The organism is Mesorhizobium sp. M0909, assembly GCF_040319515.1.
Classification (GTDB): domain Bacteria; phylum Pseudomonadota; class Alphaproteobacteria; order Rhizobiales; family Rhizobiaceae; genus Mesorhizobium.
On sequence record NZ_JAMYOA010000011.1, the window covers coordinates 162,277 to 181,646 of the forward strand.

Consider the following 19,370-nt stretch of genomic DNA (forward strand, 5'->3'; position numbering starts at 1 on the left):
GATCAGGACGTCCCGACGAGGGCGATGGTCAGCAGGGACACAAAAAGGACAAGAGCGATCGCAGCGCCCCACAAGAGAACTTTTTCGGTGCCGCGTTGCTCTTCCTCGCGAGATATGTCTTTCGCCATTGCATACATCCTTTGCGAAGGCCAACGACTTAGCAACGTGCCGCGCCAAGGCTGAGTTCCTGCAACTATCTTGCCCCTTCGGCACGGAGAGAAAGCTCTCGGAATCAAGCCTCGTGTTGTCCAACCGTCGGTTGGTGGACGCATTGCAGCTGATGCATCTAAGATCCCTGTGATCCGCGCGCACCGGGCATGCCCGCCCCGAGCTCCGGCCGGGTGCAACAGCGCTTGATCGGCCTCGCGCATCAAACTGTGCGGCGGGCTTTTTACTCACGCGATGGAACACCGGCGCGCAGGAAAGTTCTGCCCACGCAACAAACTCTTTCCCTCATATTTTTGCTGCCAGATCGGATAGCTCCGATCGGCCCAAGTCGCTCTTTTCCTCCGGCGACGCGGGCTCGCCGTCCTCGCTATCGGTTGAGTAGCCACAGAACAAACGAAAGCACGATGCTGATCAGAATCCCAGTGCCGACCGAAGTATAAACGTGAAGTTCTCACGTTGGATCACGATGTCACCAAGCAATCTGCCCAGACCGACCCGCGACAACCAGGGCCACAATAGGCCTATGGCAACTATAATCAGCCAACGACAATCAGAGTTCTGGACATGGCGCCAGCCGGCCGGGAATATAGTGGCTGACCATGAACATTGCGATAGTGGTCATCCGTCGCCTCAAGCCGATCCGTCGATTTGCAACCCCGCGGATTGCCGTGACAAAGCTCCCTTTCCCCGGCTCAGAAGTGCTTAGCTGTCGTCCTTATAGGACTTGGCGGCTTCATCGATCTTACGCCAATCGTTTCCGTGCCGGCGCACAAGCTCTCGCGCCTGGGCTGGCGATACACTTTGCGTTTCGACGATGTGGTTCACTTCCGTCTCCTCGCCTTTCAGGGGACGCGAACGAGGGCTCGTTGGCCGTCTGGCCGTTGGGTTTTTTGCATCTCGTCTGGGCATGAGTGGACCTCTCCTGGAGCAGAGTAAACGGTCCGGCGCGGCGAAGGTTTCGCCACGCCAGGGCGTTGAGCAGTTTCACCGATCGCCTCATTGGCTTCCCCTTGCGGCTCTGACCGAACGTCCTGGTGTTTTCGGACCCAAATGACCTGCACCGCGTTGTTTGCGAGCAGTGTTGTGCTTCGCAATCTGATGGAAAAATCCGACGTCTCTGCTGCACGGCAGACAGCTCCTGGTGCCGAAGCGCGCTTTCCGTACGATCGCGCGGCGGTTGAGCGGTTTCGACAGACATTCCCGCGCGCCAGGTGGAGTGACGAGCGCAAAAGCTGGTTCGTGCCGGGAAAGAATGCAGCGCGGCGCATCCAGCGCTGGCTTGCAAGAGGCGGATCTACAAGTAGCACATGATGACAGCAAGGGACGAGACGCCTTCGCCTTCGATTCCCTGTCGAGCCGGTATCTGGAAGTCGCGGACGACCTGCGCATCCGCACGCCATATTCGCGGACGGTTCTCGAAGAACTGCGAGCCGTTCCATGGGCGAGCTGGGACGACGAACTGCGGGCCTGGAGGGTGCCTTTCCGCTCGTACGAGGAGTTGAGGCGCCATTGGCCAAGCATCGAAAGGGCCGCACGCCGCGCAGAACCGGAGGAGAGGAAACGGCGACGGGAAGCGGCCAAAGACTCCGGGGAATATAAAGCCGCCAGATTGCGGTATGCCGAACGCAAGCGACGTCGCTATCCCTTGCCCCCTGACGATTTACCCCAGCTTGGCCGTGCCGTGGCCACGGAGCAATATGGCATCGTGGTCTTCACCGAGATTTCGGGCGAACTCGTCGACGCCTCGGAGCTAGCAGCGTTCTATCCGCATTTGATCGAGGCGACGGTCGACCATGTCTGGGGCAGATGGCGGCCGGCGACATTGACTGAATTGATTAGAACATGGCCCGCTCGGCGTGCTGCCGGGTTAACGGAACGGCAGCCAGGCTGGTGGCAACCAACGCTGCCCGAGCTCAGGATAGCTCGCCAAGAAGCTCGAAGCTTGGCCCGAAGAAGGGCAAAGCTTGGGCCCCATCCAGCGTCTGTCCGGTTGCTCTAATGTTGAAATGTCAACCGATCGGAACCTTCCATGTGCAGCGATTGCGAACAACATAAGAGCTGGCTGAACATTGCCGGCGTCGCTGGCCTTGAAGATCGGAACGCATGAAACCGAACTTGATCTGCCGTAGGCGCGCGACACCCGCATCAATGATCTGGCTCCAATAACCCGCGTGGCGGCTGAAGCCAGCGTCGCCGTTCATCGAATTTACCGGAACGACGTACCCGAAGGCGAAACATCCATTTCCGCTCCACGCTCCGCCTTTATGGCCATCGCCGGACCGAGAGGAAGTCCCCGCTCCGCTAACACGTGGCTGGGCGGGCGCGCCAAGGTCATCGCTGAATGTTAAACCATTTCTGCAGAATTTGACACACACAAGGCCGATCCGAGGCCAACTGGGAGTGCATACCCCAGCCTGGAATTGTGCGGAACCGTACGAAGTCGAATGCAAGCAACCAACATGGTTGGCCGGGCATTAATTTAGCAAAGCATCAATTAGGAAGGCATCGGGAGGAAGACCATGCTGCACGTTAACATGCCTCGCGAATTTGAGGTCGGCGATGAGGTTACGCTGACAGGTATCGTCATCACGATTCTCCCCAGCGGGCGCGCCAGGGTGAGCATTCCTTCGTATGACCATCCTTACACGATTGATCCGCCACCCAAAGTCCGCGCCGGCGACCGAGTGGTTCTTGTTGGGGACGTCACCCGCATCGATCGCCTGGCGAACAAACTCACTGTGCGAATTGACTGCGGCGGGGTGATCACGGTCGACAAGTCGGCGATCACCCGGCTGAGAAAGCACCACCGGACTTCAGCGGTTTGACGCTCCGGCGATACAACGGCCGGTGTCGGCGTAGGGAAGATGCCCGCGCCTTTGAACAGCCCAAGGGTGCGGCGCGGTCCAGCCGGATATGGAGCGGACGAAGGACAAATGGGAGCTGGACGGCTAGGGCACGCGTCCAGCGTAGTGCGTCCTTGGCGGCTTCGGATTACTGGTCAGTCAGATCTGGCCTATCGCAACCGCGCCTCACCTGCCGTCCAGCGTTCGGATTCGCGATCGTCGCACTCAGCAACAGGCGGCGCGCCCGTCCAGGACGTGTCGCACGTGTGCGCTGTGAAAGGAGACGCCCAGCACATTTCGGGTGAAGGCAGCGCGGGCATCGCGATCGATCGTAACCTTTGTCTGCAACGAGCGCCTGATCGCCGGTCAGCAGTTTCAATCGCGATGGGCGCCGGCTCGTACCCATTATGGAGATCACATGTTCGTCCCGGGCCCCGATGCGGGCAATAGGTCTGCTTCGAACCGTCGCGACGGAACTGGGCGACATGGTTGCGGTGGAGTAAGCGCCCTCCCCTGGGTTAACAACCTGGTGACGGCCGCGACCGCGTTGAAAACAACCGCAACGGCAATCAAGTCGTCGCTGAAGGCGCAAGGTATCTGTCACGACATAGCGTGCCGGCGAAGCTCCGCCCTTGCGACGGGGATTCGTTGTAAGCCGATCAAACGGCAACGCCGGCCAGATGAGCGAGAACTTACCCTCGGTGTGGGTCTCGACCAGGCTCGACGTTCGTCGACGTTCGTCGGTAACTGCCTACTACGAGTCAAGGTCGTAGGGCTCGTGGCCCAGCTCGTTGTGATGAAGCGCCTCTGCCATACACCTGATGTCGAACGCCTGACCGCACGCCGGGCAGACGACGAAATACTCCTCCTCCCCAAGTGGCGATGCATCGTGGTCTTGGGGGATGACGATGTCATTGTATTCGTCGGGCATTGGGTCCTCCGGCAACGCCGCCCGCCATGCTGGAACGCCTGCCGGCAGGATTTGTTTCAAAGTTACTGCGCCTAAGAAGAAGCCCTAGGCATCGATTCGTGGCCCCATGTCCGGTTTCGCTGTCAATAACCCCCGCCGAGGCCCGCCGCTCCGATGAAAGATGATCTGATGGGCATCCGCTGCGCAAAATAGCTCCGAAATCGGGCACCGGGGTTGGGCTGTTGAAGCGCCTGTCTTGCCCGGCAGCTCATGCGGTCGCTGGCGGAGCTGGCGGGACATCGTCGGCTATCTCTTGCCTGAGCCTTGGTCCTTTGCTGAGCCGGCGACCGAGCGCATCGACGAAATTGTCGTAACGCTGCAAACCCTTTGCGCGGGCTTCGGCCTGAGCGGATTCCGGCAAGGCTGGGGTCGAGTTGAGCCAAAACCGGACGAACAATGCTAGCGTCTCAATAGCAATTCCGACGTCACGCTCGACACGCTGCACGCGTCGATCGATCTGGTCGAGGCGGCGAGTTATCGCCGCTTGCTTCCGCTCTTCGGCATCCGGCGACAGAAACGATGCGAGCGCAGCCTCGGCGACCAGTGACAGCGAGACCTCGCGCCGCCCAGCGTAATCGGCCAGTGCGTTCATCACGTCAGGATCAAGATAGGCAGAGAGACGTTTTTTCTTGGCGTTCTTCATGGGCTCAAAGCTCAATGCCATCACTGGGGTCAAGAGCGGCCTGACGTGCTGCGCGTCTCATCGCTTGATCGACACTGCGACGACGTACGGCGTCATCGTCGGGCTCGTCCCGGTCGAGATCGAACTCATCGTCGCGCCGTGCCGTTCGCTCCGCTGCGATGTCCTCGTGTTCGGGAAGCTCGGGCTGACGGCGGATGCCGCCGTTGGCCGGATCGTCGTCCTGCTGATCCGTGGCGGACCTCGCTTCTTGAGCAATGCCCTCCTGCTTCGGGAGACTCGTCGTTCCGGTCCAGTCGTCAGAGCGTTCAGTTTTCAAGCTCTCGCCGTCTTTCGGTGGCGGCAGAACACGCTCGGTAAGCCGCTGATCGGCGAAGTAGCGTGCCTTCTTCGCTCGGATTGGGAACTGGCCCGAGATCATGACGATTGCGTCGGTGGGCGGCAGCTGCATAATCTCGCCCGGAGTCATGAGAGCGCGCGCCGTTTCCTGCCGCGACACCATCAGATGCCCGAGCCAGGGCGACAGTCTGTGCCCCGCATAGTTCTTCATGGCGCGCAACTCGGTCGCGGTCCCCAGAGAGTCTGAGACGCGCTTGGCTGTCCGCTCGTCATTGGTGGCGAAACTCACCCGCACATGACAATTGTCGAGGATGGAATTGTTCGGTCCGTAGGCCTTTTCGATCTGATTGAGCGATTGTGCGATCAGGAACGACTTGATGCCATAGCCGGCCATGAAGGCCAGCGCGCTTTCGAAGAAATCGAGCCGGCCGAGCGCCGGGAACTCGTCGAGCATCATCAAAAGACGCTGTCGACGGTCCTTGGCATGGAGATCTTCCGTCAGTCGGCGGCCGATCTGGTTAAGCACCAGGCGGATTAGCGGCTTTGTGCGGCTGATATCCGATGGCGGCACGACCAAATAGAGGGTCGTTGGCCGTCTCTCCTCGACAAGGTCGGCGATCCGCCAGTGGCAACATGACGTCACCTTGGCCACAACCGGATCGCGGTAGAGGCCCAGAAAACTCATGGCCGTCGAGAGCACGCCGGAGCGCTCGTTTTCGGATTTGTTGAGCAGTTCTCGGGCAGCCGACGCCACGACAGGATGCGGACCGGCGTCGGCCAAATGTCGCGTCAGCATCATGGCGCGCAGCGTTGTCTCAATTGGCCGCTGTGGATCGGAAAGAAAGTTTGCCACGCCGGCAAGAGTCTTGTCCTTCTCCGCATAGAGCACATGCAGTATGGCGCCGACCAGCAGCGCATGGCTGGTCTTCTCCCAGTGATTGCGGCGTTCCAATGTGCCTTCTGGGTCGACAAGGACATCCGCCACGTTCTGCACGTCTCGAACCTCCCACTCGCCTCGTCGCACCTCAAGCAGAGGGTTGTAGGCTGCGGATCCAGCATTGGTTGGATCGAACAGAAGCACCCGGCCGAAGCGTGCCCGCCATCCGGCCGTCAGTTCCCAGTTTTCGCCTTTGATGTCGTGGACAATCGCCGAACCCGGCCAGGTCAGCAGCGACGGCACGACCAAGCCGACGCCCTTGCCGCTTCGGGTCGGTGCGAAACACAGCACGTGCTCCGGACCGTCATGGCGCAGATAGTGTCGGTCAAACTTACCCAGCACCAGGCCGTCTGGACCGATCATGCCAGCGGCTCTGATTTCGTCTCGCGTCGCCCAGCGCGCCGAGCCATAGGTCGCGGTGTCCTTTGCCTCGCGCGCCCGCCACAGCGACATCCCGATCGCGGCGGCGATGGCCATGAGGCTGCCGCTCGCCGCAATCGCCGCGCCCTCGAGAAAGACCTTCGGCGCGTACGCGTCGTAGAAAAACCACCACCAGAAAAATGCTGGCGGAGGATAGACGGGCTGTCCCGCCAGTTCGAACCACGATGGACCGAGTTGGCTTTGAAAGCCGAGCCGCCATGCCGTCCATTCTGTCGCTGCCCATGTTGTCACGAGGACTAACCCAAGGGCGGTGAGGACCTGTCCCCACAAAATCTTGGTTGCCGGCATTGTCGCTTCTCCGACCTGGATGATCCCAACAACGAGAAAAGATCGAGTGTCGAGATCTGCAAGGGGACGGAGCTGTCAAAAGCGGCAGGACGTACTCTGAGAGAGAAAGACTTGCAGATTTCGGTTCGAGATTTCTTTGGAAAGTATTTCACTTGGGCAGAGACATCAAAGTGGAGCGGGCGAGCCTGTGCCCAAGTTGCAGAAGGGCCCGGCGGCATGGCTGGCATCAGTCGATTTGCATGTACCTAGCTGCCAGCAGCCAGATCTTCTACCTTGACACGGACGAGCTTCATGAAATCGGCGGAGTCTCCTGAATGCACCTCACACAAGGGTCACGTTCACGCGGCGTTCCTCCGGTCGACTTGTCCTCAGCGATAGGGAACGTCGGCAATTGACGTACAACGCGCCGTAAAGACAAAGATACCGAACAACTGGCGAGCGCACTGGCACAGCGCACCGGCGAGACTATTATCATCGCTATCAAGCGCCCACTTGAGGAGCGCCTACCTCGAGTCGGATCAGACACTCGCAAGGCGGCAATGCTCGAAGACCGAGCTGCCAGCCGCCGGCGCTGTGGCCGCCCTGCCCGTGCTCGATGCTCGCAGCGCCGACGAGATCATCGGCGCGGCCAGCGAAGACCCTTAGTGCGCAATCGATGGGACCCCCTCGCAACCCCGTTTGGGCATGGGCTTGGGAAAGCTGAAAAACGCTCTCGATAACCGTTATTTTGCGCTGGCGCGCGGCAGCGATGGCCTGCAAGAGATTAATGCTGCTTCTGTCAGGTCGACTGGACGCGGCAACCGCCAGTGCTGCGGCCTCGGCCATTTTCGCGATGTCGTCGCTGCTGATGGTTCTGCGCGTTGGCCTCTGGCTGGCATCTATCCCATGCCCCCGCTCCCGGCGGGAAGCACGGAAGTCTTCAGCAAGCGCTACCCACGACCTGCCAATTGCCAATCCGAGCAGATTACGCCAATCAGCGCGGAGAGTCTGAACAGGCGCCAGACGCTTTCTGCCTACTGAGCACACGTGGAAGCGCGGTGAGCGACGTCGCGCAACGGCAATGCGGTACGCGAGCTCCAGACCGTAGGGATCGAGCAAGGGATTCTCGAATTCCGCAATCGCGATCATGACCGGCAGCGCGCTGGCCGTCTCGTGGGTCAACGGCGAGCGCGATTCATGAAGGGAGAGTGCGTAGTGTAGATGACCTGATGGTTGGGCTTTAGTTCCTCCTCGATGTATCGGAGCAGGTCTGCTTGCGCGCCCGTGAAGCGACAGGCCGGGCCCGTCGAGGAGCAGGACGAGCTTCTTTTTTTGCCCGTTTCACGTCCTCATACCATGCGAGGAAAGAAAAGAACCAGACGAATCCTTTTGATTGGGACCCAATTCAGTGGTCGCCCAATGGACCTGATCATAGACGCGTCCCCAGATATGCTCACAGGTAAGCACCGTGAAGGTGCGGATGTTGTCGCCGGTAGCGGGTCGCGCCAATTCTCCCAGAGCGCCGCCAAGGCGAACGGCTCGCCCGACTTCATCGCAATGGCATACACACGGCGCTCTATGGGGGGCGCGTTCCGGCTACGGCTCTTTTCCGCGGAAAGGCCGTTGGCTTTATGGCAGCGTCTTCACTTCGGTTTCGCGCAAGAGCCCGTCGAGCGTCAGCAGGGGCGCGCGCATCGCCTTGGCATAGGCGTAGTGAAAGCAATCGAAATTGCTGAGGTAGCGTCTGCCAATTCCGTGTCTTTCGGCAACCGCGATGGCATAGGACAGTACCCGCAGCGGCGATCCTGGCTCGCGAAGCGCGATCCTTCTGGCTTCCAGCCATTCGACCACGACGGCCTCGGCGGCGTTGTACGGGCAATTCAGCTGGTCCGGCCGGGATAGAACAATAATCGCCTCCCACGCGGCGAGCGTCGATGTGAAGGGGGAGGCCGCTTCCAGCAAGGCGGCTTCATAGCTATCGGCCGTGTCCTCGCCAGCCATCATCGAGACGATGGCACAGGCATCCACGAACATTATTCGTCGCCCTGCAGATCGTGATCCAGGTCGTGATAGGCTTCTTGTGGGACCGGCTTTCGATCAGGTTGGAAAGACAGGCCATGTCTTGCCAGAATCTTCTGTGCAGTCTCGCGCGGCCGCTCCTTGTGCATCCGGTTTCGGATTGTCTCACGGAGAGCGGAAATCACCGCGTCGGTGATATTGGTGCGGTCGAGGCGGGCAAGCTCCCGCGCCAGTTTGTCAGCTTCATCATTTCGGATGTTCAAGGTCAATGTGTAGCTCCAATCGCGTATCCATCATTACGCTATTGTGTAGCTTTTTTCAATGCTCCGTCGTTCCGGCGGCGGGGCGGCGTATGCAGCGATCATCGGAGCGCCGTCGCCAGGATGATGAGCGACCTGCGAATGCACCCGGAGACAGGTGGTTCGGATCTATTGACACTTTTGCCCTCCAATCCGCGGCGGCTGATGCCAGGAGGTATGTTTCCGCAGCAGGCGCGGCGCAAGGCTCATTGTTTTAACGCTTGAACTTCTGCATCACCCAGATGTAGCCCTTGTGCGGATGATCGTGGTGGATGAACTGCGCGTCGAAATCATCGCCGTCGCGGCGGAACACGCCGACCAGGCTCGGCGGGCGTGGCATCGCTATGGAAAGGGGCGGCATCCTGCGGGGCTCAATTTCGGCGACTGTTCCTATGGGCCTCGCTCACGGGAGAGCCGCTGGTGTTCAAAGGCGACGATTTTGCGCACGCCGAGATCAAGGCGGCGCGAGTCACTGGGAATAAGCTTGCGGCGGGCGGTGTTCGTTCGAATGATGCGTTTCCGTTGCCTTGAGCGCAAGTTTTCGTCAGCCAGCACAGCGCCTCCTCTTAAGCTCGCTGGTGGCCCAGCGGCGTCTAGCTGCCAGTCCCCCCGCAACCAAGCCGCTGGGCCATACTCGCTAGACTAAGAGCGAAGCGGGCTGTCTCGCACATTAGCAATCCGTTTTCAGGCCGTGCACGCTCCAGACTCATTTCAGTGGTGCGGGCAATTGGAATTGGTGGCGTGGTCGCAATCACGGCAATCATACGGAGGCGGGGCCACAGAGGACTGCGCAAGCGTCTCGATTCCGAGCTATGGCTCTCGGCACTCGACCGTCGATCGCACGAAGGTGCATCGCGCCCAGCACATTGAACTGAGTGGTGAGGTCACCCAGATGGACGAGAAGGTGACGATCGACCTTGGACTGCTCGTTACGCTCGACATCGACAGGGCCAGGCTGGTCGAGAGATACCGGCCACAGAAGCGCAAGAAGCCACTGCGCGACATGGTGGACTAAGTTACCATACCTCGGGCCCTCTCCGTATCCGTTCGTACTGCTATCTTCGGAACTGCTTGGCGCCGCCGCTTAGAACATGCTGAAAATTTTCGGTCGGCGCCGCTGGGCATCGTCTTCATGCTTGGCGGGCCAATCACGTATATCTTGAATGTCCTCGACATATGGCAGAGTCGCAGGGTCATGCATCGGCGGTCATAAAGGTCTTGATGAACCTGACGCTTAATGCCGTGCCCAATTGGATGGTGCGGCGAGAACCATCAATTTTCCCGCATTGTCTCGTACAGCCGACCGCGAAGCTGTAAATCGTGCGGTATGGAAGACACCCGACGGTCTGCCCGACGATCACATCCTCCGGCTGGCCAGCAGCCTTGTGAGCCAGTCCGGATCCATTTCTGGCACGGAGGATAAAAGCCGTTCGGTATAGGGGGCATGCGGCGGCGTGAGAATTTCGCTCTTTAATCCCTGCTCAACGACTTTCCCCTGGTGCATGACCACAATTTCGTCGGCGATCGCCCGCACGGTGGCAATGTCATGAGTGATGAAAACGTAGCTCATGCCGAGCTCGCGCTGAAGCCGCATTAAGAGCTTCAGGATCTCCTCCTGCACAATCTGGTCGAGCGCAGACGTGATTTCGTCGCAGATGATGAGTTCCGGATCGGCGGCCAACGCTCGGGCTATGCAAACGCGCTGCTTCTGGCCCCCCGACAGTTCGGCCGGCAGACGGTCCAGGTAAGTTTCGCTCATCTCGACCATGTGCATGAGTTCGCCGATCCGCCGATCCCGCTGCGCGCCCTTGAGGCCGAGGTAGAATTCAAGCGGCCGAGCTATGACTTCTTCGACTGTCTGGCGCGGATTTAGGGCGTTGTCGGGCATTTGATAAATCATCTGTATGCGGCGCAGAATCTCTTTTGGGCGCGCCTTAAGGGTCTTGGAAAGGGCATGGCCGGCAAAGGAAATCGACCCCGAAAGCGGCGGCAACAGGCCGGTAACAACGCGAGCGAGCGTCGATTTCCCGGAACCGGATTCGCCGACCACAGCCACTGTTCTTCCACGTGGAACTTTGATTGAGACATCCTGGAGCACCTTTACCGTCCGGGCGTAAGCCGCGGTGACGTTGTCTATCGTAAGCAGATATTCATCGGCCGGAACTTCGGGCTTGGCGAGCTTGCGCACGGCCCAGAGCGTTCTGGTATATTCCTGGCTGGGATGGGCGAGCATCTGGCGTGTTTCAGCCTCTTCCACGGTAAGTCCATGACGCAAAACCATGATGCGGTCCGCCATTTGCGCCACCACCGCCAGATCATGCGTCACATAGATTGCAGCCGTGTTGAATTCCTCCACGATGTTGCGAATGGAGGCGAGAACTTCGACCTGCGTCGTCACATCGAGCGCCGTCGTTGGCTCGTCGAAGACGATGAGGTCGGGACGACAAGCCATCGCCATCGCGGTCATTGCCCGTTGCAATTGTCCGCCGGAAACCTGATGAGGATAGCGAAAGCCGATGGTCTCCGGATCTGGAAGCTGAAGACGGCGATAGAGATCGACCGCACTCCGGTTCGCTTTTTCTCGGCTGGCAATCCCATGCGCCACCACAGTTTCGACAGTCTGATCGAGGAGTCGGTGAGCTGGATTGAAAGAGGCCGCGGCGCTTTGCGCGACATAGGCGATGCGGGAGCCTCTGAGGCGGCGGCGCCCTGTCTCGCTGAGTGCCAGAAGATCGATCCCGTCGAACAGGATCGAGCCCTTTGTGATTCGGCAGCCCGGCTTGGCGTAACCCATCGCCGCAAGGCCAATGGTGGATTTGCCGGCGCCAGACTCGCCGATCAGGCCAAGAACCTCCCCCCGCTTCAGCGCCAGATCGACCCCGCGGACAATGGGATGCCACCGCTCGTCCGAGAAGCCTTCCACATGCAAATTGCGGATCTGAAGCAGATCCTTGCCTTTTTCGCGCAAGCCGGGGGCGCTATTTTTCATCCCGCAACCCACTTGTTGCGTGGAGGAACCAGTCGACGACGAAATTCACGGAGACCGTGAGGAGGGCAATCGCGCCGGCCGGCAGCAGCGGCGTGACATCGCCGTAGGTGATCAGGGTCGCATTCTCGCGCACCATCGACCCCCAATCAGCGGTCGGCGGCTGAATACCAACGCCCAGGAAGGACAGTGCTGCGATCGTGAGGAATACAAAGCAAAATCGCAAGCCGAACTCCGCGACCAGCGGCGGCATGACATTGGGAAGGATTTCCTTGGCGATGATCCATTTCGGGCCTTCGCCGCGCAATCGCGCCACCTCGACATATTCCATCACGGCCACGTTAAGCCCGACGGCACGTGCTAGCCGAAACACGCGCGTGGAATCGAGCAGCGCGATGATGATGATCAGGCTGGTGATCGACGAGCCGAAGATCGAGAGCAGCACCAGGGCGAAGATCAGACTTGGGATCGACATCAACACATCCACGGCACGCGACAGTATCTGGTCGAGCCATCCCCTGTACAATGCGGCAAGAAGGCCGAGCGAGACGCCAACCGCGAAGGACAGCAATGTGGTGGCGACCGCGATACCGATGGTGTTGCGCGCTCCGTAGATCAAGCGTGTGAGCATATCGCGGCCGAGCTGGTCGGTTCCCAGTTTGAACTGCTGGCTCCACGGTGCGAAGGCTTCGCTGAAGACCTGCGTTTCGCCGTATGGGGCTATCCAGTGCGCGAACACCGCAACGATGACATAGCCGAGGATCACGAGGATGCCGAACCACGCACTGAAGGGTGCCTTCTTCAGCGCCGTCTTCGCCCGGGTGGTGCGCGAGCGCCTCAGCCTGTGAACCTGAGCGATTGGTTCGTAGCTGGTCATCGTGGATGCAAGAGCCTTGGATTAGTGGCGATCGAAATGATGTCGGCGGTCAGATTGAGCAGGATGTAGGTCGCCGCGAAAATCAGGGCGCAGGCCTGGACAACCGGAACGTCCCTGGATTTCACCGCATCAACCATCAGCTGACCAATGCCGGGATAGACGAACACCACTTCGACCACGACCACTCCGACGACGAGATAAGCAAGATTGAACGCCACCACCGTGACGATCGGAGCCCATGCGTTGGGCAACGCATGCCTGAGTACGATTGTCATGGGCGACATTCCCTTAAGACGCGCCATGTCGATATAAGGGCTTGCCAGCATGTTGATGATCGCCGCTCGTGTCATTCTCATCATGTGGGCAATGATGACGAGCGTAAGCGTAATCGCCGGCAAGGCTACTCTCCAAACATGGTCCCAGAACGGCGTCTGGTCGTTGACATTCGACAATGTCGGGAACTTGGGAACTGCATTGAGTATCCAGTTCAGCGAGACCGCAAGCCAGTGCGGCAGGGATTGTGCGAACTCGGATCCGATGAACGTGTCGCGCGAGATGACGAGGTAGGCAAGCATATAGGCAACGAAAAACTCCGGGAACGAAATGGTTGTCAGCGTCACTGCGTTCACCAGCCGGTCGAACCAGCCATTGCGGTAGAGCGCAGCGAGGATGCCCAGTCCCAGGGCCAGCGGAACTGCAATCAGCGCGGTCATCGATGCAAGGAACATCGTATTGTAGAGGCGTGGCGCGATGATCTCGGCCACGGTGCGCCGGTACCCGGTGCGGCTCGCGAATGAAGAGCCGAAATCACCGTGGAGCATCTGCCCGACCCAGACGAAGTAGCGCTCGACAGGCGGACGGTCGATGCCGATTTCTCGCTGGAAGGCGGCGACCGTTTCGGGTGTCGCGGATTGCCCGAGCATCGCCTTGGCGAAGTCGCCCGGCAGCATTGCAATCGCAGAGAAGATAATGATGGACACGATGAACAGCGTGACCAGGCCGAGGCCAAGCCGCTGCAGAACCGTTCTTGCGACGGGGTTCATGGGTACGCGTTTCCCGTTGCTGCCGCCGCCCTGCCACACCAGTCAGGGCACGCGGTTGCAAGCCGGAGCCTAATAGCCATCGCGGGTCCGGCCCGCACTTTCACGCAGTGGCAATCCACCAGCGTTCGGCCATCTTCAGTCCATCGTTCTCCCAGTTCGGCGCCACTTCGCCATGTGCGAGCTTGCTGGATTTGGCGCTGACGAAATTGTTGAACACCAGCACGATGCTGCCGCCATCATCATGGGTCAGTTGCTGCATCTCGGCATACATTGCCGCCCGCTTGGCCTCGTCCGTCTCGGCGCGCGCCTGGACAAGCAACTCGTTGAAGCGGGGATTTTTCCAGAACGACTCGTTCCAGCTGGAGTCTGCGGCGAAGGCTTGCGTGAACATCCAGTCGGCCGTCGCGCGACCGCTCCAATAGGAAGCGCACCAAGGTTTCTTGAGCCAGACATTGTCCCAATAGGCGTCCTCGGCCTCACGCACGACGTTTACATCGATTCCGCACTGGGCTGCCGTCTCGCGGATGAGCGCAGCCGCGTCCACCGCGCCTGCAAAGGCGGCATCGGCGACCGACAGGTCAACCTTCAGCTTTTCCATTCCGGCCTTTTTCAGATAGTGCTTGGCTTTTTCGGGATCAAAACTGTGTTGCGGCTGCGGATTCGTAGCGAATTTGATCGCCGGCGCGATCGGGTTGTCGTTGGCCACAGTGGCGTGGCCGAGAAATATCTTGTCGACGATCTCCTGACGGTTGATCGCCCATTTCAAAGCCATTCGGACGTCTGGATTGTCGAACGGCGCCATCGTGACATTCATCGGTAAGGTATAGTGGCCATAGCCGGTGACCTCGACGATCTCCACCTTGGGATTGCGTTTCAACATGCCGAGGGTCTTGAGGTCGGCGCGGCCAATATAGTCCACCTCCCCTGTCGACAGCGCGGCCATGCGGGCGGCGAGATCGGTGATGGCGATGAACTCCACCTCGTCGAGATAGGGTTTGCCGTTCTTGAAGTAGTTCGGATTGCGCTTGAGCTTGGCCGAAACGCCGGGCTGGAAGTTCTCAAGCACGAAAGCACCGGTGCGAACGCCCGATCCCCAATCCGCCTTGCCGTCCTTGGCCGGCATGATGACCAGATGGTAGTCGCTCATGATGTAGGGGAAATCGGCGTTGCCGCTCTTCAACGTGAAGACAACCGTCTCCGGGCCATCCGCCTTGATGCTTGCGACGGGCTCAAGCAGTGGCTTCGCCGCCGATTTGGTTTCGTCGCCCATATGATAGCGCAGCGAAGCCACGACGTCGTCCGCCGTGAGATTCTTGCCATCGTGGAAGGTTGCGCCCTTGCGCAGCCTGAAGACCCAGGTTTTGGCCCCGTCCGATGATTCAAAGCTCTCGGCAAGGTCTGGTTGGACGTTGCCTTTCGCGTCGACCTCGGTGAGGCTGTTGGACATCGAGCCCGAGAACGCGGTCTGTGTGAACGTATCCAGGTAGCCGGCCGGATCGATCGAATCGGTTGTTGCGCCATGTGCCATGCCGAGCTTGGCGAAGCCGCCCTGCAGCGGTTCGGCCCGCGCGGTGCTGACGAAGAGCTTGTCCGCAGCGGTGAGCGTCAGCCCAGCGGCCAGCCCAAGATGAATGAAGTCGCGACGGGAAATCTTGCCGCGACCAATCAGGCTTTGAGCGATACCAAGCTTGTATTCAGATTCTGACATTTGACTCTCCCATTGCGGATTTTCCGCGTTATTGTTCGTCACGCACCCTGTGTAGAAATCTGCTTGTTAGCTGCGATCACCCTTTCTTCTGACTGCTCAAATCAGCACCTCAATCAGGCCGTCACATAGATGCTGCCCGCCTCGACAGTGACTGGAAATGTGCGCGCGCGAACGGACGGATCGACCAGGGCCGCGCCTGATTTGATGTCGAATTCCCAGCCATGCCAGGCGCAGCGCACGATCTCGTTTTCGCGGTGATAGATGAATTGCGCCTCTTCGACCGGTGCAGTTGTTCCGCATTGCGGCCCCTCGCAAAGCGGAGCTCCACGGTGGGGACAAACGTTCAGCAGCGCGTGGAATGAATCTCCGATGCGGAAAACGCCGACCGAAAGGCTGCGGATTTTGGCAATAAAGGGAGATCCGGTTTCGATCTCGTCAACGCGACAGATATATGTCTTCTCGGGCATTGTCTGCTTCCTCAGGCGGCATTCGCCGCTTGCGCGCGGGGGATGCGCTTGTAAACCTCCAGCGCATTCAGGCCCATGATCTTGCTCTTCCAGGCGGGAGGGAGTTGCAGCGTGTTGGCATCGTCATAGTCCCAATGCGGATAGTCGGAGGCAAACATCAGCGTATTTTCCCCGTCCATCGCTTCCAAAGTGGACCAGAGATGCTGAATATTTGCGGGCTGCTCCAGCGGCTGCGTGGAAAAGCGGATGTTGCGCCGGCAATATTCGGAAGGCAGCATCTTCAGCCATGGCGTCTCTTTTCGTAGGGCTTTGTAATCTGCGTCCAGGCGCCACAGCACCGACGGCACCCAGGCGACGCCGCATTCGATGACCACGAAGTAGAGGTCCGGCCATTTTTCGAAGACGCCATGCGCAATCATGCTTGCGACATGTGAAATCGCCGACATGTGAAGGATGGCGTGCGTCTCCCAGAAGAATGTCGTCGGCGCAGGAGCGATCGCAGTCGAATTCACGCCGCCATGGCCGCCCAGATGTATGGCAAAGGGCAGCCCCACCTCGGCGCATGCTTCGTAGATCGGATGGTAAAACGGATCGCCATAGGGCTTGACGGAGCCTTGCGAGGCAAGAACCTGAACCATGCGCGGATGATTGCCCAGGCGGCGTATCTCGGCGGCCGCGAGCTTCGGATCCTGTGGCGCGATGATGATCGAGCCCATGAAGCGGTCGTCCTTCGGCAGCCATTGGTCGATCTGGTAGTCATTATAGGCGCTGACGAGGGCGCTGGCATAATAGGGATTGGCGAGAGTGGAAGCCTCGATCGGCTCATCGCCAGTCAGGATCGCCACATCGACGTTGTACTTGTCGAGGTGCTTCTCCTTCATGATGAGATAGTTGTCGGCTTCCGTCTTCGGACGGACGTCCTTGCGGGAGAAGTCCTGCGGATGAAACCAGGGACGATGGCCATGCGGGAAGGCGCCAACGGGACCTGTCTTCTCGCCTTCGACGAACATGTCCTTCCATAGGCCGGAAAGGTAAGGCTCCAACACGGTCGCGCTTGACCAGTAATTGTGACAATCGCAGTCGACTATGAACACGTTGCTCAGCTCCGTAGCTTCAGCCTGGTCGATCTGCCGGCCGATTTCACCGAGTGCAGCTTCGGCCTTGAGTATTGTTTGATCAAGCTTATGATCCTGCGCAATATGATCGACTTTTTCGATCGGAGGTCGCGTGCAGCTAGATCACATCGAAACCTTTCTCGACATCATCGAGTCGCGAAATTTCAATCGTACCGCCGATCGGCTGGGGTTGACCCAGTCGACGATCAGCACCCGGATCAAGAATCTGGAGAGCGCGATCGGGTCCGAGCTCTTCCAGCGCGGGCGCGCCGGTGCTGAGCCGACAGCCGCCGGACGGCGGTTCGAAGCCTACGCCAGATCCCTGCTGTCGACCTGGTCGCAAGCTCGACACGATGTGCGAGCATTCAACCGTTTCGAGGGCACCTTGCGCATCGCCGCACAGGTGGGCATGACCCGCTCGGTCCTGCCCGGATGGGTCGAGACATTGTGCCAGGCGCTTCCAAGATCCTCGATCCATGTCGAGTCGGATTATTCGAACCAGATGGTCAGCGACCTAAGCATGGGAAATCTGGATATCGCCGTCCTTTATGCGCCTCGCTACCTGCCTGAGATCGCCTACGAACATCTGATGGTGGAGGAATATGTGATGGTTTCGACGGCTGCCAGAACGCTGTCCGACGTCGACCCTGAAACCTACATTCGCCCGGGCTACACCGCCGTGCTGGAAAAGACGCACGCAGAACTGCTGGCCCAACTGGCGATCTGCCGGCTTTCGACAGGATCGGAAACTCTTGCGGAGATCATGCTGCGGCGAACGGGCGGCACCTGCTACATGCGCAGCGATGATGCGCGCAGGTTCACAGCTGAACTTCCATCGTTCCTCGTCGAGGGCGCGCCGACGCTGCACCAGCCAGTCCATACCGCGATACTTGCGCGCCGCAAACACGAACCCATTATTCGTAAAGGCATCCGAGCTCTCCAGGTGGCGGTCATGTCACTGGAAGTTTAATCGAAATTGCCGATCATAAAGGTAGGATTGCGCGGCTGTTAAGCGGGTTTTGAAATGGCATCTTGGCTCGACTTCAAACCCGAGTTGAATGATGAATGCACACGCGGCCTTTGGGCCCTCCGGCTTCGTCCCGACGAAGCGTCATCGGCAGTGGGCCCAGAGCACGCCGCAACTTGTGCTCTGCCGGCGCGTGATCGACGAAACGCACGATGTGAAAACATTCGTTCTCACACCCGTTTCAGATCGGATGTTCTGCTTCAGCGCTGGCCAGTATGTTCTGGTGCACCTTACGATCGACGGTGCCGCAGTGACGCGCTCCTACTCTGTTTCGTCACCGCCGACGCGACCGCTCGACCTGCAGATTACCGTGAAACGAACGCCGGGCGGGCTCGTTTCGAATTGGCTGCATGACCATTTGAAGCCCGGCGATGGGATCGAGATCGAAGGGCCGCTCGGCTCGTTCAATCTCGACGATCTGCCGCACGGAAAGTCCCTTTTCCTTTCGGGTGGCAGCGGGATAACTCCCGTCATGTCGATGCTGCGCGCATTTACCGACCGCGCAGCCGACCAGGATATCCGCTTCATTCATAGTGCGAGAACGCCGGACGACATCATCTTTCGGCTCGAACTGGACGCACTTGCCGCTCGCTTTCCCAATGTTCAAGTGACTTGCATTTGCGGTCAGGAAGACCCGGCATGGACGGGTCCAACGGGGCGAATTAATAGTGAGATGCTCCTGACCTTGGTTCCCGATCTCCACAGCCGCACGGTTTTTGCCTGTGGGCCGGAATCCTACATGAAGGCGGCGCGCGACTGCCTCGGCGCAATCGGCCTCGCTCCTTCACAGTATCATGAAGAGAGCTTCGGAGACGGCAACGTTTCGCGCTCGGTACTGGCTTCTGAGATTTCGTCTTCAGTCCGCTTCGCCCGCTCCGGCATTGTGCATCACTGCGCGCCCGGAGAGACCCTGCTGGAAGCGGCGCGCCAATGTGGCGTCTACGTCCCCACCGCCTGCCAGCAGGGAGTTTGCGGTACGTGCCGGATCGCCAAGCTGTCGGGCGAAGTCGTCATGGATGATCTAGGCGGGCTGACCTTGGAGGACAAATCGGCAGGCTACATCCTGGCGTGCTGCACCCGCCCGCAAGGCGACGTTTTGCTTGATCTCTAACTGTAGCGCATCGCGGGACGAAATCGGGTCAGCCTTTGCGTTCCACGACCAAGCCATCCTAATGCGACCGCAAGTGGTTAGCGTTTCGGAACCTGTTGTCCAGCCTACCACTT

Annotated in this window: 19 protein-coding genes and 2 pseudogenes; 7 read left to right on the plus strand and 14 right to left on the minus strand. The window is 59.5% G+C overall.

Annotated features, from left to right (window positions below):
* Positions 1-2 precede the first annotated feature (2 nt).
* The 3 genes from NKH83_RS18860 to NKH83_RS18870 all read right to left on the minus strand — a co-directional run bounded on the left by NKH83_RS18860 (position 3) and on the right by NKH83_RS18870 (position 993).
* Positions 3-128: a hypothetical protein gene (locus tag NKH83_RS18860; protein WP_352806552.1), complete on the minus strand. Its 126-nt coding sequence runs from the start codon at positions 126-128 to the stop codon at positions 3-5.
* Between the two features lie 451 nt (positions 129-579).
* Positions 580-684, minus strand: coding sequence for a DUF2905 family protein (locus NKH83_RS18865; protein WP_352806555.1), 105 nt, complete (start codon positions 682-684; stop codon positions 580-582).
* Between the two features lie 186 nt (positions 685-870).
* Positions 871-993 carry a hypothetical protein gene (locus NKH83_RS18870; protein WP_292654615.1) on the minus strand — a complete coding sequence of 41 codons (123 nt, stop codon included), beginning with the start codon at positions 991-993 and terminating at the stop codon, positions 871-873.
* A 273-nt stretch (positions 994-1,266) separates the two neighbouring features.
* Between NKH83_RS18870 and NKH83_RS18875 the strand changes: the two are divergent.
* Both NKH83_RS18875 and NKH83_RS18880 read left to right on the plus strand, forming a co-directional pair.
* Positions 1,267-2,167: pseudogene (locus tag NKH83_RS18875) on the plus strand (hypothetical protein).
* A 520-nt stretch (positions 2,168-2,687) separates the two neighbouring features.
* Positions 2,688-2,993 carry a hypothetical protein gene (locus NKH83_RS18880; protein WP_352806559.1) on the plus strand — a complete coding sequence of 102 codons (306 nt, stop codon included), beginning with the start codon at positions 2,688-2,690 and terminating at the stop codon, positions 2,991-2,993.
* Between the two features lie 772 nt (positions 2,994-3,765).
* On the opposite strand, the gene NKH83_RS18885 is transcribed toward NKH83_RS18880, so the two are convergent.
* From NKH83_RS18885 to NKH83_RS18895, 3 genes are all read right to left on the minus strand, one after another.
* Positions 3,766-3,942, minus strand: coding sequence for a hypothetical protein (locus NKH83_RS18885; RefSeq protein ID WP_352806561.1), 177 nt, complete (start codon positions 3,940-3,942; stop codon positions 3,766-3,768).
* Between the two features lie 247 nt (positions 3,943-4,189).
* Positions 4,190-4,624 carry a CopG family transcriptional regulator gene (locus NKH83_RS18890; RefSeq protein WP_352806564.1) on the minus strand — a complete coding sequence of 145 codons (435 nt, stop codon included), beginning with the start codon at positions 4,622-4,624 and terminating at the stop codon, positions 4,190-4,192.
* A gap of 4 nt (positions 4,625-4,628) precedes the next feature.
* A complete protein-coding gene (locus tag NKH83_RS18895; RefSeq protein WP_352806566.1) occupies positions 4,629-6,626 on the minus strand; it encodes a conjugal transfer protein TraG in 1,998 nt (665 codons plus the stop codon).
* A gap of 470 nt (positions 6,627-7,096) precedes the next feature.
* Here NKH83_RS18895 and NKH83_RS18900 point away from each other — a divergent pair, with 470 nt between their 5' ends.
* On the plus strand, positions 7,097-7,345 hold the full coding sequence (locus NKH83_RS18900; protein ID WP_502895587.1) for a hypothetical protein: 249 nt from the start codon (positions 7,097-7,099) through the stop codon (positions 7,343-7,345).
* Positions 7,346-8,234: 889 nt separating this feature from the next.
* On the opposite strand, the gene NKH83_RS18905 is transcribed toward NKH83_RS18900, so the two are convergent.
* Positions 8,235-8,639, minus strand: a complete 405-nt coding sequence (locus tag NKH83_RS18905; protein WP_352806568.1) for a type II toxin-antitoxin system VapC family toxin — start codon at positions 8,637-8,639, stop codon at positions 8,235-8,237.
* Entirely contained in the window at positions 8,639-8,893 is a 255-nt protein-coding gene (locus NKH83_RS18910) for a type II toxin-antitoxin system VapB family antitoxin (protein WP_352806571.1), read from the minus strand. The genes NKH83_RS18905 and NKH83_RS18910 overlap by 1 nt, the downstream gene beginning before the upstream one ends.
* Before the next feature lie 313 nt (positions 8,894-9,206).
* Here NKH83_RS18910 and NKH83_RS18915 point away from each other — a divergent pair.
* Together NKH83_RS18915 and NKH83_RS18920 are read left to right on the plus strand one after the other, a co-directional pair.
* Positions 9,207-9,454 (plus strand): annotated as a pseudogene (locus tag NKH83_RS18915) (type II toxin-antitoxin system VapC family toxin); the annotation flags it as partial.
* Between the two features lie 316 nt (positions 9,455-9,770).
* Positions 9,771-9,938, plus strand: a complete 168-nt coding sequence (locus NKH83_RS18920) for a hypothetical protein (protein ID WP_352806573.1) — start codon at positions 9,771-9,773, stop codon at positions 9,936-9,938.
* A gap of 342 nt (positions 9,939-10,280) precedes the next feature.
* Here NKH83_RS18920 and NKH83_RS18925 read toward each other — a convergent pair whose 3' ends face one another.
* The 6 genes from NKH83_RS18925 to NKH83_RS18950 form a co-directional block, all read right to left on the minus strand.
* Entirely contained in the window at positions 10,281-11,912 is a 1,632-nt protein-coding gene (locus NKH83_RS18925) for an ABC transporter ATP-binding protein (protein WP_352806575.1), read from the minus strand.
* The gene (locus NKH83_RS18930; RefSeq protein WP_352647125.1) at positions 11,902-12,786 is read right to left on the minus strand and encodes an ABC transporter permease; all 885 of its coding nucleotides are present in this window, start codon (positions 12,784-12,786) and stop codon (positions 11,902-11,904) included. Before NKH83_RS18930 ends, NKH83_RS18925 begins: the two co-directional genes overlap by 11 nt.
* The gene (locus NKH83_RS18935) at positions 12,783-13,829 is read right to left on the minus strand and encodes an ABC transporter permease (protein ID WP_352806579.1); all 1,047 of its coding nucleotides are present in this window, start codon (positions 13,827-13,829) and stop codon (positions 12,783-12,785) included. The genes NKH83_RS18930 and NKH83_RS18935 overlap by 4 nt, the downstream gene beginning before the upstream one ends.
* 100 nt (positions 13,830-13,929) lie before the next feature.
* Entirely contained in the window at positions 13,930-15,537 is a 1,608-nt protein-coding gene (locus tag NKH83_RS18940) for an ABC transporter substrate-binding protein (protein ID WP_352806582.1), read from the minus strand.
* A gap of 113 nt (positions 15,538-15,650) precedes the next feature.
* Positions 15,651-16,004, minus strand: coding sequence for a Rieske (2Fe-2S) protein (locus NKH83_RS18945; RefSeq protein WP_292653661.1), 354 nt, complete (start codon positions 16,002-16,004; stop codon positions 15,651-15,653).
* Positions 16,005-16,015: 11 nt separating this feature from the next.
* Entirely contained in the window at positions 16,016-17,098 is a 1,083-nt protein-coding gene (locus tag NKH83_RS18950; RefSeq protein ID WP_352752401.1) for an amidohydrolase family protein, read from the minus strand.
* A gap of 133 nt (positions 17,099-17,231) precedes the next feature.
* On the opposite strand from NKH83_RS18950, the gene NKH83_RS18955 reads away from it, so the two are divergent.
* Both NKH83_RS18955 and NKH83_RS18960 read left to right on the plus strand, forming a co-directional pair.
* A complete protein-coding gene (locus NKH83_RS18955) occupies positions 17,232-18,089 on the plus strand; it encodes a LysR family transcriptional regulator (protein WP_352705746.1) in 858 nt (285 codons plus the stop codon).
* Between the two features lie 190 nt (positions 18,090-18,279).
* The gene (locus NKH83_RS18960) at positions 18,280-19,257 is read left to right on the plus strand and encodes an FAD-binding oxidoreductase (RefSeq protein ID WP_352806585.1); all 978 of its coding nucleotides are present in this window, start codon (positions 18,280-18,282) and stop codon (positions 19,255-19,257) included.
* Positions 19,258-19,370: the final 113 nt, after the last annotated feature.

Excerpts from the sequence above, each read along its gene's own strand:
- NKH83_RS18860 (WP_352806552.1), bottom strand. The coding sequence starts at position 128 with ATGGCGAAAGACATATCTCGCGAGGAAGAGCAACGCGGCACCGAAAAA.
- NKH83_RS18880 (WP_352806559.1), top strand. The coding sequence starts at position 2,688 with ATGCTGCACGTTAACATGCCTCGCGAATTTGAGGTCGGCGATGAGGTT.
- NKH83_RS18885 (WP_352806561.1), bottom strand. The coding sequence starts at position 3,942 with ATGCCCGACGAATACAATGACATCGTCATCCCCCAAGACCACGATGCA.
- NKH83_RS18890 (WP_352806564.1), bottom strand. The coding sequence starts at position 4,624 with ATGAAGAACGCCAAGAAAAAACGTCTCTCTGCCTATCTTGATCCTGAC.
- NKH83_RS18895 (WP_352806566.1), bottom strand. The coding sequence starts at position 6,626 with ATGCCGGCAACCAAGATTTTGTGGGGACAGGTCCTCACCGCCCTTGGG.
- NKH83_RS18905 (WP_352806568.1), bottom strand. The coding sequence starts at position 8,639 with ATGTTCGTGGATGCCTGTGCCATCGTCTCGATGATGGCTGGCGAGGAC.
- NKH83_RS18925 (WP_352806575.1), bottom strand. The coding sequence starts at position 11,912 with ATGAAAAATAGCGCCCCCGGCTTGCGCGAAAAAGGCAAGGATCTGCTT.
- NKH83_RS18930 (WP_352647125.1), bottom strand. The coding sequence starts at position 12,786 with ATGACCAGCTACGAACCAATCGCTCAGGTTCACAGGCTGAGGCGCTCG.
- NKH83_RS18935 (WP_352806579.1), bottom strand. The coding sequence starts at position 13,829 with ATGAACCCCGTCGCAAGAACGGTTCTGCAGCGGCTTGGCCTCGGCCTG.
- NKH83_RS18940 (WP_352806582.1), bottom strand. The coding sequence starts at position 15,537 with ATGTCAGAATCTGAATACAAGCTTGGTATCGCTCAAAGCCTGATTGGT.
- NKH83_RS18945 (WP_292653661.1), bottom strand. The coding sequence starts at position 16,004 with ATGCCCGAGAAGACATATATCTGTCGCGTTGACGAGATCGAAACCGGA.